We start from the raw sequence: 15,596 nt of genomic DNA on the forward strand, positions 1-15,596 counted from the left end.
CGACGGGGGCACAGGTGTTCACCGTGCGGCGGCGCTACGGCGAACTCCGGCCAGTCCGTCCCCACCGCCGATCTGGCCGAACTTGACGTCGTCGCATAGGTGCCCGGGGCATCTAATGAAGATCGGCACGACGCACACTTCGTCTGCGAGGTCTTCCATGACGGACACCGACACGACGACGGCCGGGAACGCGACGCGACCCGTCGCCTTCCCCCAGGACCGGACCTGCCCCTATCACCCGCCCGCCGCCTACGACCCGCTGCGCGCCACCCGGCCGCTGGCCCGGATCACCCTCTTCGACGGCCGCCCGGCCTGGCTGGTGACCGGACACGCCACCGCCCGCCGGCTGCTGGCCGACCCGCGGCTGTCCACCGACCGCACCCGTGACGGCTTCCCCGCCACCTCCGCCCGCCTCGCCGCCGTACGCCCGCGCAGGACCGCCCTCCTGGGCGTCGACGACCCGGAACACCACGCCCAGCGCAAGCTGGTGCTGCCCGAGTTCACCCTCAGGCGCGCCACCGCCCTGCGCCCGCGCATCCAGCGGATCGTCGACGAACGGCTCGACGCGATGACCGCGCAGGGACCGCCCGCCGAACTCGTGTCGGCCTTCGCCCTGCCCGTGCCCTCGATGGTGATCTGCGCGCTGCTCGGAGTCCCCTACGCCGACCACGACTTCTTCGAGGAACAGTCCCGCCGCCTGCTGCGCGGCCCCGGGCCCGCCGACGTCCAGGACGCCCGCGACCGGCTGGAGACCTACCTGGGCGAGCTGATCGACCGCAAGCGGCACTCGCCCGGTGAGGGCCTGCTGGACGACCTCGTCCGCAAACAGGTGGCCGAAGGCGAGTTCGACCGCGAGCAGCTCGTCGCCTTCGCCGTCATCCTGCTGGTCGCCGGCCACGAGACGACCGCCAACATGATCTCGCTGGGCACCTACACCCTCCTCGGGCATCCCGGGCGCCTGGCCGAACTGCGCGCGGACCCGTCACTGCTGCCCGGCGCGGTCGAGGAACTGATGCGCGTGCTGTCGATCGCGGACGGGCTGCTGCGCCTGGCCACCGAGGACATCGACGTGGACGGCACCACCGTCCGGGCCGGGGACGGGGTCGTCTTCTCCACCTCCGTCATCAACCGCGACGAGACCGTCTACCCCGAGCCGGACGCCCTCGACTGGAACCGCCCCGCCCGGCACCACGTGGCCTTCGGCTTCGGCATCCACCAGTGCCTCGGCCAGAACCTGGCCCGCGCCGAACTGGAGATCGCCCTGGGCACCCTCTTCGAGAGGCTGCCCACGCTGCGCCTGGCCGCCTCGCCGCAGGAGATCCCCTTCAAACCCGGCGACACGATCCAGGGGATGCTCGAACTCCCCGTGGCCTGGTAGGAGGCTTCGGACATGGACATCACCATCGACAGGGACACCTGTATCGGCGCGGGCCAGTGCGCCCTGACCGCCCCGGACGTGTTCGCCCAGGACGACGACGGGTACAGCACGGTGCGGCCCGGAGCGGAGGACGGCGGCGGCGCCCTGGTACGGGAGGCGGCCCGGGCGTGCCCGGTCGGCGCCGTCAGCGTGTCGGAGCGGGCGGGCTGAGGCCGGGCCCGCCGACCCCTGCCCGTTCAGTAGGGTTTCCGGGTGAGCGACCAGACCCGCAAGCCGTTCCTGTACGTCGTCGTCTGCGCCGCCGGCGTGGCCTCCGGGGTCGGTGAGCTGATCACCGCCGCGCACGAGCGAGACTGGGCGGTCGGCGTGTTCGCGACGCCGGCCGCCCTGAACGGCTTCTTCGACACCGCCGCCGTCGAGGCGCGGACCGGACGGCCCGTCCGGTCGGCCTGGCGCCGCCCCGGCGACCCGCGCCCCTTCCCGGCGCCGGACGCCGTGGTGGTCGCCCCCGCCACCTTCAACACGGTCAACAAGTGGGCCGCCGGGATCGCCGACAACCTCGCCCTGGCCACCCTGTGCGAGGCGTGCGGCCTCGGCGTCCCCGTCGCCGTCCTGCCGTGCGTCGCCGACGCGCTGGCCTCCCACCCTGCCTACCGGGAGAGCCTGACCCGGCTGCGCGGGACGGGCGTGCGCTTCGGTGACCCGTACGCGGGGGAGGGCGAGGACGGCGGCCGGCCCGGGTTCGCCTGGGAGCGGGCGCTGGACCTGCTCGAACGCGGCTGACCCGCCACGCCTGGAGCCCGCACGAAGACGTACGCTCGCCCCCGGTACTGATGATCCCGAAGACAGGAGCAGCAACGATGCAGTACGTGAAGCTCGGTTCGACGGGCCTGGACGTGTCGCGGATCTGCCTGGGCTGCATGACGTACGGCGTTCCCGACCGGGGCACCCACGAGTGGACCCTCGACGAGGAGGCCTCGCGCCCGCTGGTCCGGCAGGCGCTGGAGGCCGGCATCACCTTCTTCGACACGGCCAACGTCTACTCCGACGGCACCAGCGAGGAGATCGTCGGCAAGGCGCTGCGCGACTTCGCCCGCCGGGACGACATCGTGCTGGCGACCAAGGTCAACGGCCGGATGCGGCCCGGCCCCAACGGCGCCGGACTGTCCCGCAAGGCGATCATGACCGAGATCGACCACAGCCTCGCGCGCCTGGGCACCGACTACGTCGACCTCTACCAGATCCACCGCTTCGACCCGCACACGCCCGTCGAGGAGACGATGGAGGCGCTGCACGACCTGGTCAGGGCCGGCAAGGTCCGTTACCTCGGGGCCAGTTCGATGTACGCCTGGCAGTTCTCCAAGATGCAGTACACCGCCGAGCGCCACGGCTGGACCAAGTTCGTCTCCATGCAGAACCACTACAACCTCCTCTACCGCGAGGAGGAGCGCGAGATGCTGCCGCTCTGCGCCGACCAGGGCGTCGGCGTGCTGCCCTGGAGCCCGCTGGCCCGCGGCCGGCTCACCCGCGACTGGGACACGGCCACCGAGCGCAGCGCCACCGACAACTTCGGCAGCACGCTCTACCAGGAGGGCGACCGGGCCGTGGTGGAGGCGGTCACCCGCATCGCCGGCGACCGCGGCGTGCCGCGCGCCCGGGTGGCCCTCGCCTGGCTGCTGCACCAAGACACGGTGACCGCGCCGATCGTCGGGGCGTCCAAGCCGGGGCACCTCGACGACGCCGTGGCGGCGGCCGAACTGGTGCTCACCGAGAAGGAGATCGAGGAGCTGGAGCGGCCGTACGCGCCGCACCCGATCGCCGGGCACTGATCCCGGCGGTCGCCGGCCGGTGTCCACGGACGTCTCAGGGGCCGGTGCCGGGTTCGACGGCGGTGACCTTCACGGACGACTCGTTGCCGCCGACCGGGACCTCGCCGGCCGTCCACTTCACCTTGATCGGGTCGTGCTCGTCCGGCGGCGTCACCAGCAGCGCCGCCGGTGTGGCGGTGCGGGCGCCGCTGATCTGCGGGCTGGAGAACGACAGGCCCGCCCAGGCGCTCTTCCCCGGCGCCAGCGTGACCGTCTGAGGGGAGGCGGGTGCGCGTTCCGGATCCGGGCCCAGCTGCTCGCCGGAGGCGTCGACGAAGGCGGCGCCCGGGTAGCCGTACAGGGTGCAGGTGCGCTCGGAGGTGTTGGTCAGCACGATCGGGAAGTTCCGCTGACCGGCTCCCGGGTTCACGCGGCCGACCGCGGCGCGCAGTTCGAAGGTGTGGCAGCGGCCGTCGGTGCGCGCGGAGGCGGAACCGGCGGTGTCGCTCGGTGCCGCGGTCGTCGCCGGAGCGGTGGCGTTGCCGGCCGCCGTGCCGGTGGCCGGGCCGGTCGTGCGGGGGGCCTTGGTGGGCTGCGGGGCACTCGGCGTACCGCTCTCGGTACCGCAGGCGCCCACCAGGCCGAGGAGCGCGACCGCGCTCGCCAGCAGGGCGGTGCGGCGTACGGGCCGTGACGTGTTGGCCATCGCTTCTCCACACTCCCGTCGGTTTCTCGCGCGGGGCTGCCGCGCGGGCGCACGGTGTGCCCCGTGGGTTCGAGTGTCCCGCGGCACCGGCCGGGAAACGAGGGGCGAGCATTCCCCGGGGGCACTGCCCGGCGCCCGTACGCGATCCACGGCGCGCGCCCCGCGGGTTCACTCCTCGTCGAGCAGACCCAGCTCCGCCCAGATGGTCTTGCCCTCGGCCGTGTGCCGGCTGCCCCAGCGCTGGGTGAGCTGGGCGACCAGCAGCAGCCCGCGCCCGCCCTCGTCCCAGGTCTTGGCCCGGCGCAGATGGGGCGCCGTGTGGCTGGTGTCGGAGACCTCGCAGATCAGTGTGGCCGTGTCGTGGATCAGCCGCAGCCGGATGGGCGGGGAGCCGTACCGGATGGCGTTGGTGACCAGTTCGCTCACCACCAGCTCGGCGGTGAAGGACGCCTCCAGCAGGGCCCAGGAGGACAGCTGTTCGACGACCTGCTTGCGTACGGGGGCGACCAGCGACGGGTCGGCCGGGATGTCCCAGGTGGCGACCTGGCCGGCGGGCAGCCCCCGGGTGCGGGCCAGCAGCAGCGCCGCGTCGTCGGCGGCGCCGCCCGACGGCAGCAGGGCGTGCAGGACCCGGTCGCAGGTCGCGTCCAGCGACTCGGCGGGTCCGGCGAGGGCCTCGCGCAGCAGCGCCCGACCGGCGTCGGCGTCCCGGTCCCGGCCCTCGATCAGCCCGTCCGTGCACAGCGCCAGCACGCTGCCCTCGCGCAGCTCCAGCTCGGCCGACTCGAACGGCAGCCCGCCCACCCCCAGTGGCGGCCCCGAGGGCAGCTCGACCTGCCGGGGCGGGCCGTCCGGCGGCACCAGCACGGGCGGCGGATGTCCGGCGCGGGCCAGGGAGCAGCGCCGCGACACCGGGTCGTAGACCGCGTACAGGCAGGTGGCGCCGACCTCGCCGGCGCCGTTGTCGCCGGATTCCTCGGAGAGCCGGACGACCAGGTCGTCGAGGTGGGTGAGGAGTTCGTCGGGCGTCAGGTCGATGTCGGCGAGGGTGCGCACGGCGGTGCGCAGCCGGCCCATGGTGGCCGAGGCCTGGATGCCGTGGCCGACGACGTCCCCGACGACCATGGCGACCCGCATCCCGGACAGCGGGATCACGTCGAACCAGTCGCCGCCGACCCCGGAGCGCGCCGCCGGAAGGTAGCGGGAGGCGGCCTCCACGGCGGCGGTGGGCGGCAGCCAGCGGGGGAGCAGGCTGCGCTGGAGGGTCAGCGTCGTCTCACGCTCGCGGGAGTAGCGGCGGGCGTTGTCGATGCAGACGGCGGCGCGGGCGGTGACCTCCTCGGCCAGCAGCCGGTCGTCGTCGGTGAAGGGGTACGGCCGCTGGTGCCGGGTGAACACCGCGACACCCAGGGTGGTGCCGCGGGCCTGCAGCGGCACGGACATCGTGGAGTGGATGCCGTACTCCTCCACCCGCCGGACCCGTACGGGGTCCCATTGACGCCACCGCTCCAGGTCGCCGGAGGGCACCGCGGCCACGATCGCGCGCCCGGCGGCCAGACAGTCCGCCTGGGGCGAGCCGGCCGGGTAGAAGTCCAGCCGGCCGGGCTCGGCGACGGCCTCCGGGCAGCCCGGGTTGACCGACTGGTGGGCCGAGCGGCGCAGGCCCACCGGTGGGGTGGGCACGGTGGGGAGCTCGTCGCCGTGCTCCTGCGGGTCCAGCAGGTCGACGCTCACGAAGTCGGCGAGCGCGGGCACGCACACGTCCGCCAGCTCCTGCGCGGTGCGGGTCACGTCGAGCGTGGTGCCGATGCGCACACTGGCCTCGTTGACCAGTTGCAGCCGCTCCCGCGCCAGGTGCTGCTCGGTGAAGTCGTGGGCGCTCACACAGATGCCGCGCACCCGTCCGTCGGTGCCGGTGAGGGGCGCGACGCGGGCGTGCCAGGCGTGGGCACGGCTCTCGCCGGTGGCCTTCAGGTGGGTGTGCATGTCGTGCCCGCGGCCGGTGGCGAGCACCTGGCGCATGTGCTCTTCGAGCTCCGTGTGCTGCGTCCGGCTGCCGATGTCGGTGGGCCGCAGTCCGCGCAGCCGGTCGGCCGGCAGCCCGAGCAGCCGTGCCATGGCGTCGTTGACGCCGCGCAGCCGGAGCCGGTCGTCGAAGATCATCGTGGCGCAGGGCGACTGGGTGAGGGCCGCCCTGACCAGCGGGTCGTCGGGGTGCTCGGGACCGTGGTACAGCGGGGCCACGGCGAGCCACGTGCCCGGGCCGCCGTCCTCGGACGGTCTGCGGTGGGCGAGCACCCACACGGGCACCGCCCGCCCGTCGCGGTGCCGCAGCGTCAGGGTGCCGCTCCATCTCTCGTCACCGGGGCCGGGCGCGGTGCCTTGCGCGCCGTCGGCCAGCAGCCCGGCCGCGGGGCGCCCCACGACGTCGGCGGCAGTGTGGCCCAGCAGCAGCCTCGCGCCCTCGTTCCACTCCCGCAGGGTGCCGGAGTCGTCGACGACCGCACGGGCGGTGGCGGCATCGTCGGACGGGTTGACCGGACTCATCGTCGCCACTCCATTGCGCACACCCACAGTGAACAGCGCGTCACCTGAGCACAAGCGTAGTGCGTCCGGGGCCCGTACGGACCGGAACCGACGGTCTCGCACGACCGAAGTGCCCGGCGCCGAGCACCCGACCTCCTCCGACGTCGCGCCCCGGCGCTCCCCCAGGCGAATGTCCAGGGGCACCGGGGCGCGAAGACAGTGCGGGGACGCGGGCCTCAGTCGTCGTACGACAGGCCGTGCCCGGCGGGGAACAGGACCTCGGCCGGGTCGTCGGCCCGCTGGACGGGCACGGGCAGCTTGCCTCGCGGCTCGACCCGGCCGGCGATCACCCGGGCGGCGGCGCGCAGTTCGACCTCGGTCCAGCAGTAGGAGGCCAGTGAGGCCGGGACGTCACCGAGGTGGGCGATGTCGTAGGGGTTGCGCACCGCGAGGTGGACGACGGGGACGTCCGTCGCGAGCAGCCGGGACACCAGGGTGCGCTGGGCGCTGGTGGCGCCGACGTTGTCGGTGGTGACCACCACCGCGTCCCGTCCCCGCGCGGCGGCCACGGCCTCGTCGATCTTCGCCGCGTCGGGCGCCCGGCCGGTGGCGAGGTGGGCGGTGCTGTAGCCCAGTTCGTCGAACGCCCCGGCCAGCTCGGGCACCGTGGTGCGGGTGGCGTCGGTCGGGAAGGCCGGGCTGGCGCCGACCACGAGCAGCTTCCGCTGCCCGCGGCGCAGCGGGAGCGCCTCGTCCTCGTTGACCAGCAGGGTGGTGGTGCGCTCGGCGATCCGGGCGGCGGCGCGCAGGTGACGGCGGGCGCCGACGACCCGGTCGACCTCTCTCCGGGAGACGTAGGGGCTGCCGCTGAGCAGGCCGACCTTGTCCTTGAGCCGCAGGATGCGCAGGACCGACTCGTCCAGCCGGTCCTCGGTGATCTCTCCGCTGCGGACGGCGGCCAGGACACCGTTGTAGGCCACGTCGATGTCCGGCGGGAACAGCAACTGGTCGGCGCCTGCCTTGAGGGCGAGGACGGGCACGCGGTCGTCGCCGTACTTGGTGCGTACGCCCTGCATGTTGAGCGCGTCGGTGACGATCACGCCGTCGAAGCCGAGTTCGCCGCGCAGCACGCCCTGGAGGATCGCCGGCGAGAGGGTGGCGGGGTCGTTGCTGGGGTCGAGCGCGGGGACCTGGAGGTGCGCGGTCATGATCGAGTCGACGCCGGCGGCGATCGCGGCCCTGAAGGGCGGGGCGTCGAGGCGCTCCCACTCCTCGCGGCTGTGGGTGATCACGGGCAGTCCGGTGTGGCTGTCCTGCCCGGTGTCCCCGTGGCCCGGGAAGTGCTTGGCGCAGGCCGCGACGCCGGCGTGCTGGTACCCGGTCACCTGGGCCGCCACCATGCGGCCGACCGCGCTGGGGTCGGCGCCGAAGGAACGGACGTTGATGATGGGGTTGGCCGGATTGACGTTGACGTCGGCGACCGGGGCGAAGTTCTGGTGGATGCCCAGGGCGGCGAGTTCGGTGCCCGAGATCCGGCCGGCGGTGCGCGCGTCGGAGAGCGAGCGGCCCGCGCCGAGCGCCATCGCGCCCGGCAGCTGGGTGGCGCCGCTGCCGATGCGGACGTTGGCACCGTGCTCCTGGTCGATGGAGATCAGGGACGGGACGGGGGTGGGCAGGGCGAGTGAGGCCCGCTGCACACCGTTCGTCAACTCCGCCACCTGGCGCGGGTCCTCGATGTTGTTCGCCCAGCCGGAGAAGTAGATGACACCGCCGATGTGGTACTTGGCGATGAGCTCGGCCACGGTGCGGACGCCGAGTTCCCTGAGGTTGCGGTCCTGGTCGAACCGGCTGGGAGAGGTCGCCGAGGTGCCGTAGAAGTACGGCACGAAGAGCTGGCCGATCTTCGCCTCGACGCTCATCCGGGAGATGATTCTCCTGAGGCGGTGATCGCGCCCGCGTGCGACCGCGGGGGTGGCCGTCACACCCACGACGCCCGTCGCACTCGCGGCGACCACGGTCGCGGAGGCGAGAACGGTTCGTCTGGACAGACTCCGGTCCTGCATGCGGACATGCTCCTTCCAGCCTTGCTCGTCAAGGGAATCGAAGGAAACGTGAAGTGCTCCGAACAGCGCGAAACGTAGCCCGCAGGTCATGGGCTGGGCAAGAGGTCTAGACAAAAAAGGTCTAGACAAAGCGAGGGCACTTTCCCCGTCTTTCCCCGTCTCGTATGCGGCCCGCCGGGCAGGGTCCGCGGTGCGGACGGGAACCAGTCCCGTCCGCACCGTTGACGGGGTGTCATGTCTCGCACAAGCATGTTCCGCGACCGTGTTGGGAGCGCTCCCATAACTGAGCGCCGCCTCCCCTAGGAGCTCGGACGTGACAAGACGCCTGACGCAACGCCTGCCCCGACGCAGAACCGCCCTCGTCTCCCTGACCGCGCTGCTGGCGGCGGCCGTCACCGCGCTGCCCGCCGCACCGGCGGGCGCCGAGGAGGCCGAGCAGGTCAAGAACGGCACCTTCGACAACGGCACCGAGTCCTGGTGGGCCAGCAGCAACGTCACCGCGGCCGTCACCGACGGCCGGCTGTGCGCCGACGCCCCCGGCGGCACGGCCAACCGCTGGGACGCGGCCGTCGGCCAGAACGACATCACCCTGGTCGCGGGGGAGTCGTACCGCTTCTCCTTCACCGCGACCGGTACGCCCGCCGACCACGTGGTCCGGGCGATCGTGGGCCTGTCGGTGTCCCCGTACGACACCTACCACGAGGTCAGCCCGCAGCTCAGCGTCTCCGGCAACACCTACTCCTACACCTTCACCTCGCCCGTCGACACCACCCAGGGCCAGGTCGGCTTCCAGCTGGGCGGCACACCCGACGCCTGGCGGTTCTGCGTCGACGACGTGTCGCTGCTGGGCGGGGTGGCGCCCGAGCCGTACGTGCCGGACACCGGGCCCCGGGTCCGGGTCAACCAGGTCGGCTACCTCCCCTCCGGCCCGAAGAACGCCACCGTCGTCACCGAGGCGACCTCGCGCCTGCGCTGGCAGCTGAAGAACGACCGCGGCCGGGTCGTCGCCCATGGCTGGAGCAAACCGCGCGGCGTCGACGCCTCCTCCGGGCAGAACGTCCACTCGATCGACTTCGGCCGCTACAAGAAGCGCGGCGAGGGCTACACCCTGGTCGCCGACGGCGAGACCAGCCGCCCCTTCGACATCGGCACCGCCGCCTACGAGCGGCTGCGCACCGACTCCGCGAAGTACTACTACACGCAGCGCAGCGGCACCCCGATCAGCGACGAACTGCGCCCCGGCTACGGCCGCCCCGCCGGACACGTGGGCGTGGCACCCAACCAGGGCGACACCGAGGTCCCCTGCCAGCCGGGTGTGTGCGACTACACCCTTGACGTCTCCGGCGGCTGGTACGACGCGGGCGACCACGGCAAGTACGTCGTCAACGGCGGCATCTCCACCTGGGAGCTGCTGAGCACCTACGAGCGCTCGCTGCACGCCCGCACGGGCGAGCCGTCGAAGCTCGGCGACGGCACCCTCGGCATCCCCGAGAGCGGCAACAAGGTGCCGGACATCCTGGACGAGGTCCGCTGGGAACTGGACTTCCTGCTGAAGATGCAGGTGCCCGAGGGGCAGCCGCTGGCCGGCATGGCCCACCACAAGATCCACGACGAGGCGTGGACAGGCCTTCCGCTGCTGCCCAGCGACGACCCGCAGAAGCGCGAGCTGCACCCGCCCACCACCGCGGCGACGCTGAACCTGGCCGCCACGGCGGCACAGGCGGCCCGCCTCTACCGCCCCTACGACCGGGAGTTCGCCGCGAAGGCACTCGACGCGTCCCGCACGGCGTGGTCGGCCGCGCTGGCCCACCCGGACGTGCTCGCCGACGAGAGCGACGGCATCGGCGGCGGCGCCTACCCCGACGGCCGGGTCGAGGACGAGTTCTACTGGGCGGCGGCCGAGCTCTACCTGACGACGGGGGAGCGGGACTTCAAGGAGTACGTGCTGAACTCCCCGGTCCACACCGCCGACATCTTCGGCCCGCTCGGCTTCGACTGGGCCCGCACCGCGGCGGCGGCCCGCCTGGACCTGGCGACCGTCCCCAACCGGCTCCCCGGCCGGGACAAGGTGCGCCGCTCCGTCGTCCAGGGCGCCGACACGTACCTGGCCACGCTCAGGGCCCACCCGTACGGCATGCCGTACGCCCCCGAGGACAACGTCTACGACTGGGGCTCCAGCCACCAGATCCTCAACAACGCCGTCGTCCTCGCCACCGCCTACGACATCACCGGCGCCTCGAAGTACCGTGACGGCGCGCTCCAGAGCATGGACTACATCCTGGGCCGCAACGCGCTCAACATGTCGTACGTGACCGGCTACGGCGAGGTCAACGCGCACAACCAGCACAGCCGCTGGTACGCCAAGCAGCTGGACCCGACGCTGCCCGCCCCGCCCGACGGGACCCTGTCCGGCGGACCGAACTCGAACATCCAGGACCCCTACGCACAGAGCAAGCTCCAGGGCTGTGTCGCCCAGTTCTGCTTCATCGACGACATCCAGTCCTGGTCGACCAACGAGCACACCATCAACTGGAACGCCGCACTGGCCCGGATGGCCTCCTTCGTGGCGGACCAGGGCTGACCGGCACGCACGTCCCGCCCGCCTCCCGCGGTACCGCTGCACCACCGTCCTGACCTGTGGCTATTTACTGGTCAGTACCCGCGCGGTACCGTGGGAGGCATGCCAGCTCTGAACGTGGAGTTCAGCGACCGCGAGCTTGAGGACCTGCGGCAGATCGCCAAGGAACGCGGTACGTCGATGAAGGCGCTCGTGCGGGAGGCCGCCGCCGCCGACATAGCCCGGCACCGGGCCCTGCAGGAGGGCGCGGAGGCCTTCCGCCGCTTCTTCTCGGCACACGCCGACGAGTTCGCGGCCGCCTTCCCCGACGACGAGCCACCGCCCCTCAGGGGCGAGGGACGGGCCGCCTGACCCATGGCAGCGGTCCTGCACATCGACGTGCCCTGGCTGCTCCAGCGCCACGAGGAAGTGCTGCCGGAGCAGCCCACGATCAACGACTTCTCCGCACTGGTCGCCGCCGTCGCGCGGCACCGGGTCGACCCGCCCCGCCTCGGGGTCGACTCCGACCCGGCCTGGCGGGCCGCCGCCCTGCTGCACACTCTCGCCGTGCTCAAGCCGCTGCCCGCGGCCAACGCCCGCTTCGCCTGCGCCACGGCCGTCGCCTACATGTACGCCAGTGACGTCGGCATCGACCCGCCCTACGGCGCCCTGGTCGACCTCGCCCGCGACCTGATGTCGGGCAAGGCCGACGTCTACGGCGCGGCGGACCGGCTGCGCTCCTGGCAGATCTGATCTCCGCCCGCGCGGAAGGGCGGGAGGAAAAGCGAAAGCCGGTGCGGGCGGCAGGAGTTGCCGCAGAATCTGACCTTCTTTCAAAGCAGGCCGATGTTTCCCGGTCGCCTTGTTGGCCATGAGTGGTTTGTGCGAGAGTGAAGCACCCGTGCGGGGGGTAAAGGCCGGGTCTCGCACGCGCGTTGAGGTTCCCAGTCCGAATTTCGCCGTGGCGAATTCACGCTCCCCACACCACGTCCAAAAGGTATACACCAATCGGCGATCCCTTTTCGGCGACCGGAACTTCTGAGTCACATGTGCGTGGGAAGGAACGACCTCAGTGCCCACCCCCCACCCCCCTCGACCCGCCCATCCGCCCTCGGGCGGTCACCCCGGGGAGTCCGACGAGCTGCTGGCCGCGTGCCTGCGGGACGGTCCGGAGAGCGAGGCATCCCGGGCCGCGGCCCTCCTCATGGCGCGGCACTGGCGGCCCGCCCACGACTACGCGACCCTCTGTCTCGCCACGTCGACCCAGGTCACCGGCATGGTCACCGGTGCCGCCTGGCATCGGGTCCTGGACCGGCTGGCCGAGGGCGAGCAGGCCACGGCCCTGCGTCCGCGGCTGCTGGTGGCCGTGCGGGACACGGTCCGCCAGTGGTCCGCGGACGAGGGGGTGTCCGCCGTTCTCCCGGAGTTGCTCAAACCCGCCGGCGGGCGCGGTATGCGGGCGGCGAAGTCCATGACTCCGGAAAACCGCACGTTGGCCGCCCGGGCATTCGCGTCACTTCCCGGACCGGCCCGCTGTTTGCTCTGGCACACGGAGGTCGAAGCCGAACACATAAGTGTCCCGGCCGGTCTGCTCGGCATGGATACCGACACCGCGTCGGTCACTCTCGAACAGGCGCGGGAGAAATTCCGCGAAGGCTGCCTGGACGCCCACCGGCAACTCGCTCCCTCCCAGGACTGCCGTTTCCACGGCCGTCTCCTCGACGTACCGATCCGCCGGGGCGGTGCCCTGCTCCCGGACGTCCGCAGGCATCTGGCCGACTGCCGTCATTGCCGGCACGCGGCCGAACAACTCGGCCACTTCGAGCGCGGGCTGGACACGCTGATCGCCGAAGCGGTGCTCGGCTGGGGCGCCCGGCGTTATCTCGACTCCCGTCCGGGACGGGCGAGTCCGGGCGGCCTCGCCAAGGGAAACGCCCGGCATCGCGGCGGACGCCCGGGCCTGCTGGCCCGCATCCCCGTCCCCGTACGCCGGCCGCCGGGCCGGCCGCGCTCCGGCCGGGCGATGCTCAGACAGTTCGGCGCCGCGTCGGCGGGAGTGCTGACCGTCGTGCTCGTGGTGAGCGTGTGGTCGTACGACGGCGGCGGCGCCGATCCGGCCGCCTCCAACAGTGCGGCGGGGGAGGAGGGCACGGCCTCCGCCACCAGCCGGCCGAAGCCGCCCGGCGCCGCCGGACTGCCCACGGCGGCGGACCGGGCGCGGCTGCGCAACGTCGCCGCGGACCTCTGCCTCGACGTCCGGGGCGAGCCGAGGGCCGGTGCGGGTGCCCGCCTGGCGCAGTGCTCCGAGGCCTGGACCCAGCAGTGGACCCACGAGGACGACGGGCTGCTGCGCAGCGTCGCCGACCCGGGGCTGTGCCTGGACTCGCAGGCGGACGCCGGAGTCGTCATTCTCGGTCCCTGCGCCGACGAGGGCACCGAGCGGGGCGACCACGTGCGCTACGACCTCACCGGGCGGGGCGAGCTGGTGCCGCGCTGGCAGCGGCAGCTCGCCCTCGCCGCCACCACCACCGCTCCGGACACCGACGTCGTGGTCAAGGTGCACGACGGCTCCGACACCCAGCGCTGGCGGATCGACCCGGCACCGGCGGAGGGCTCCCTGACCGTCGCCCGCACCGGGACTCCGGCCGCCCGGGCGGTGGAACTGCCGGGCGGCTGAACGGCGGCGCGGGGGTTTGCCGGTGCGCCGTGGGTGCGTCGGGTGTGCGCGCCCGGTGCCGGACGAGGGGGGGGCAGGACCCTGCGGGCGGCCGTGTCGCGCGGGGGCGGCCCGTTCCGTGCCTGCCTCCGGTGCGTGCGCCGGTCGTTCCCGGCCCGTCGTCCGTGTCGGCGGGCTGGCGGTGGGACTGCCGGGCGGCTGAACGGGGGCGCGGGGGTTTGCCGGTGCGCCGTGGGTGCGTCGGGTGTGCGCGCCCGGTGCCGGACGAGGGGGGCCGGGTCCTCGCGCGGGGCGGCCCGTTCCGCGCCCGTGCGACGGGGTCCGTCGTCCGTGTCGGCGGCCCGGCCCGGTCGTGGGACTGCCGGGCGGCCGAGCGGGTCCGCCAGATCCGGTGCGCCGCCGGCGTCCGGAGAGCGGTGGGGAGCCGACGGCACGTTCGCCAGACTTCGGGAACGGATGTCAGGGGCGCGGACCGAGGCCGTGCCGAGGAGTCAGGCCGGGACCGTCCGGTTCGACACGGCGGACGGGCGCCGGCAGGGGGGTACACGATGCCCTCGTCGAGGTCCCCGGAGTGTGGTCCCCAGCGGTGGCGGGCCCGGCGACCGCCGTCGGGCGGCCACGGGCGCGACGGCGGCGCGAGATCGGAGGACGGCCTCCGCTCCTGATACCTCGCCGGTGCTGCTCGTCGTCGAACCCGGCGGGTTACACGGGGCTCTCCGTGAGGTCCCCGGGGCCCGGCGTCAGTGGGGAGGCGTGGCCCGACAGGGCCAGGGTCAGGTCGAGTTCGGCGAGCAGGCAGCGGATCACGTGCTCCACGCCCGCCTGCCCGTCCAGCGCCAGACCGTAGACGTAGGGGCGCCCCAGGAGCACCCCCTGCGCGCCCAGCGCCAGCGCCTTGAATACGTCGTCGCCGGTGCGCACGCCGCTGTCGAACAGCACGGCGAGCCGGTCGCCGACCGCCTCCACCACGCGCGGCAGGGCGTCGGCCGCGGCCACGGAGCCGGCCACCTGACGGCCGCCGTGGTTGGAGACCACCACCCCGTCCATCCCGGCGTCGGCGGCCAGCCGGGCGTCGTCCGGGTGCAGGATGCCCTTGAGCACGATCGGGCCGTCCCAGTTCTCCCGCAGGAACGCCAGGTCCGGCCAGGACTTGGCGGGGTCGGAGAACATGCCGACGAAGTGCATTACCGCGGCGTTCGGATCCTCGTGCACGGGCTTGGCCAAACCGGCCCGGAACGCCGGGTCGGAGAAGTAGTTCGCCGTGCCCACCCCGTGCAGGAACGGCAGATACGCCTGGTCGAGATCGCGCGGGCGCCAGGAGAGCAGGGGAGTGTCCAGGGTGACGAAGAGCGCGCTGTACCCGGCCGCCTTCGCCCGCTCCAGGAAACTGCGGGCCACCTCGCGGTCCTTGGGCCAGTACAGCTGGAACCAGCGCTCCCCGTCGCCCATCGCCTCGGCGACCTGCTCCATGGGCGTGCTGGACGCGGACGAGAGGACGTACGGCACGCCCTGCGCGGCGGCGGCCCGGGCGGCGGCCGGTTCCGCGTCCGGGTGCATGATCGACAGGACGCCGACCGGCGCGAGCGCCAGCGGGGCGGGCAGCGGGCGACCCAGAACCTCGACCGAGAGGTCCCGTTCGTGCACGTCCCGCAGCATGCGCGGGACGATCCGGCGCCGGTCGAGAGCCGCCCGGTTGGCGCGCGCGGTGCTGCCGTCGCCCGCGCTGCCGGCGACGTAGCCGACGGGGCCCGGACCCAGGCGCCGCTCGGTGAGCTCCTCCAGCCGGGTCAGGTCCGTGGGCAGGCGAGGAACGGCCCCCGTCATGCCGTTGAGGTAGATCTCGTACTGGAAGTCCGCCCAGTGCTTCGCCATCCCAAGTCC

The 15,596-nt window shown here is 73.1% G+C and carries 12 protein-coding genes; 8 read left to right on the forward strand and 4 right to left on the reverse strand.

Going from position 1 to position 15,596, the window contains the following annotated elements; translation table 11 throughout:
• Positions 1-157 precede the first annotated feature (157 nt).
• The 4 genes from M6G08_RS22455 (at position 158) to M6G08_RS22470 (ending at position 3,207) form a co-directional block, all read left to right on the forward strand.
• Positions 158-1,378: a cytochrome P450 gene (locus M6G08_RS22455; protein WP_272588955.1), complete on the forward strand. Its 1,221-nt coding sequence runs from the start codon at positions 158-160 to the stop codon at positions 1,376-1,378.
• Positions 1,379-1,390: 12 nt separating this feature from the next.
• Positions 1,391-1,588: a ferredoxin gene (locus M6G08_RS22460; RefSeq protein WP_272588956.1), complete on the forward strand. Its 198-nt coding sequence runs from the start codon at positions 1,391-1,393 to the stop codon at positions 1,586-1,588.
• 42 nt (positions 1,589-1,630) lie between these two features.
• Positions 1,631-2,161, forward strand: a complete 531-nt coding sequence (locus M6G08_RS22465; RefSeq protein ID WP_272588957.1) for a flavoprotein — start codon at positions 1,631-1,633, stop codon at positions 2,159-2,161.
• A gap of 77 nt (positions 2,162-2,238) precedes the next feature.
• Positions 2,239-3,207: an aldo/keto reductase gene (locus M6G08_RS22470; RefSeq protein WP_272588958.1), complete on the forward strand. Its 969-nt coding sequence runs from the start codon at positions 2,239-2,241 to the stop codon at positions 3,205-3,207.
• Between the two features lie 34 nt (positions 3,208-3,241).
• Here the strand turns inward: M6G08_RS22470 and M6G08_RS22475 are convergent, their stop codons facing one another.
• The 3 genes from M6G08_RS22475 to M6G08_RS22485 form a co-directional block, all read right to left on the reverse strand.
• Positions 3,242-3,892, reverse strand: coding sequence for a DUF4232 domain-containing protein (locus M6G08_RS22475; RefSeq protein ID WP_272588959.1), 651 nt, complete (start codon positions 3,890-3,892; stop codon positions 3,242-3,244).
• 168 nt (positions 3,893-4,060) lie between these two features.
• Positions 4,061-6,439, reverse strand: coding sequence for a SpoIIE family protein phosphatase (locus M6G08_RS22480; RefSeq protein ID WP_272588960.1), 2,379 nt, complete (start codon positions 6,437-6,439; stop codon positions 4,061-4,063).
• A gap of 215 nt (positions 6,440-6,654) precedes the next feature.
• Positions 6,655-8,481: a glycoside hydrolase family 3 protein gene (locus M6G08_RS22485; RefSeq protein ID WP_272588961.1), complete on the reverse strand. Its 1,827-nt coding sequence runs from the start codon at positions 8,479-8,481 to the stop codon at positions 6,655-6,657.
• 337 nt (positions 8,482-8,818) lie between these two features.
• On the opposite strand from M6G08_RS22485, the gene M6G08_RS22490 reads away from it, so the two are divergent.
• The 4 genes from M6G08_RS22490 to M6G08_RS22505 all read left to right on the forward strand — a co-directional run bounded on the left by M6G08_RS22490 (position 8,819) and on the right by M6G08_RS22505 (position 13,715).
• Positions 8,819-11,062 carry a glycoside hydrolase family 9 protein gene (locus M6G08_RS22490; RefSeq protein WP_272591406.1) on the forward strand — a complete coding sequence of 748 codons (2,244 nt, stop codon included), beginning with the start codon at positions 8,819-8,821 and terminating at the stop codon, positions 11,060-11,062.
• Between the two features lie 99 nt (positions 11,063-11,161).
• Complete coding sequence (locus M6G08_RS22495) at positions 11,162-11,410, forward strand: hypothetical protein (RefSeq protein ID WP_272588962.1); 249 nt, start codon at positions 11,162-11,164, stop codon at positions 11,408-11,410.
• A gap of 3 nt (positions 11,411-11,413) precedes the next feature.
• On the forward strand, positions 11,414-11,791 hold the full coding sequence (locus M6G08_RS22500) for a toxin Doc (RefSeq protein ID WP_073728655.1): 378 nt from the start codon (positions 11,414-11,416) through the stop codon (positions 11,789-11,791).
• A gap of 319 nt (positions 11,792-12,110) precedes the next feature.
• Positions 12,111-13,715, forward strand: a complete 1,605-nt coding sequence (locus tag M6G08_RS22505; protein WP_272588963.1) for an RICIN domain-containing protein — start codon at positions 12,111-12,113, stop codon at positions 13,713-13,715.
• A 702-nt stretch (positions 13,716-14,417) separates the two neighbouring features.
• Here M6G08_RS22505 and M6G08_RS22510 read toward each other — a convergent pair.
• The gene (locus M6G08_RS22510; RefSeq protein ID WP_272588964.1) at positions 14,418-15,587 is read right to left on the reverse strand and encodes a lactate 2-monooxygenase; all 1,170 of its coding nucleotides are present in this window, start codon (positions 15,585-15,587) and stop codon (positions 14,418-14,420) included.
• Positions 15,588-15,596: the final 9 nt, after the last annotated feature.

This window comes from Streptomyces sp. M92 (assembly GCF_028473745.1).
Lineage (GTDB): Bacteria > Actinomycetota > Actinomycetes > Streptomycetales > Streptomycetaceae > Streptomyces.

Bases quoted from the DNA above. Each gene is read 5' to 3' on its own strand.
- M6G08_RS22455 (WP_272588955.1), top strand. From the start codon at position 158: ATGACGGACACCGACACGACGACGGCCGGGAACGCGACGCGACCCGTC.
- M6G08_RS22500 (WP_073728655.1), top strand. From the start codon at position 11,414: ATGGCAGCGGTCCTGCACATCGACGTGCCCTGGCTGCTCCAGCGCCAC.
- M6G08_RS22470 (WP_272588958.1), top strand. From the start codon at position 2,239: ATGCAGTACGTGAAGCTCGGTTCGACGGGCCTGGACGTGTCGCGGATC.
- M6G08_RS22460 (WP_272588956.1), top strand. From the start codon at position 1,391: ATGGACATCACCATCGACAGGGACACCTGTATCGGCGCGGGCCAGTGC.
- M6G08_RS22480 (WP_272588960.1), bottom strand. From the start codon at position 6,439: ATGAGTCCGGTCAACCCGTCCGACGATGCCGCCACCGCCCGTGCGGTC.
- M6G08_RS22485 (WP_272588961.1), bottom strand. From the start codon at position 8,481: ATGCAGGACCGGAGTCTGTCCAGACGAACCGTTCTCGCCTCCGCGACC.
- M6G08_RS22475 (WP_272588959.1), bottom strand. From the start codon at position 3,892: ATGGCCAACACGTCACGGCCCGTACGCCGCACCGCCCTGCTGGCGAGC.
- M6G08_RS22495 (WP_272588962.1), top strand. From the start codon at position 11,162: ATGCCAGCTCTGAACGTGGAGTTCAGCGACCGCGAGCTTGAGGACCTG.
- M6G08_RS22510 (WP_272588964.1), bottom strand. From the start codon at position 15,587: ATGGCGAAGCACTGGGCGGACTTCCAGTACGAGATCTACCTCAACGGC.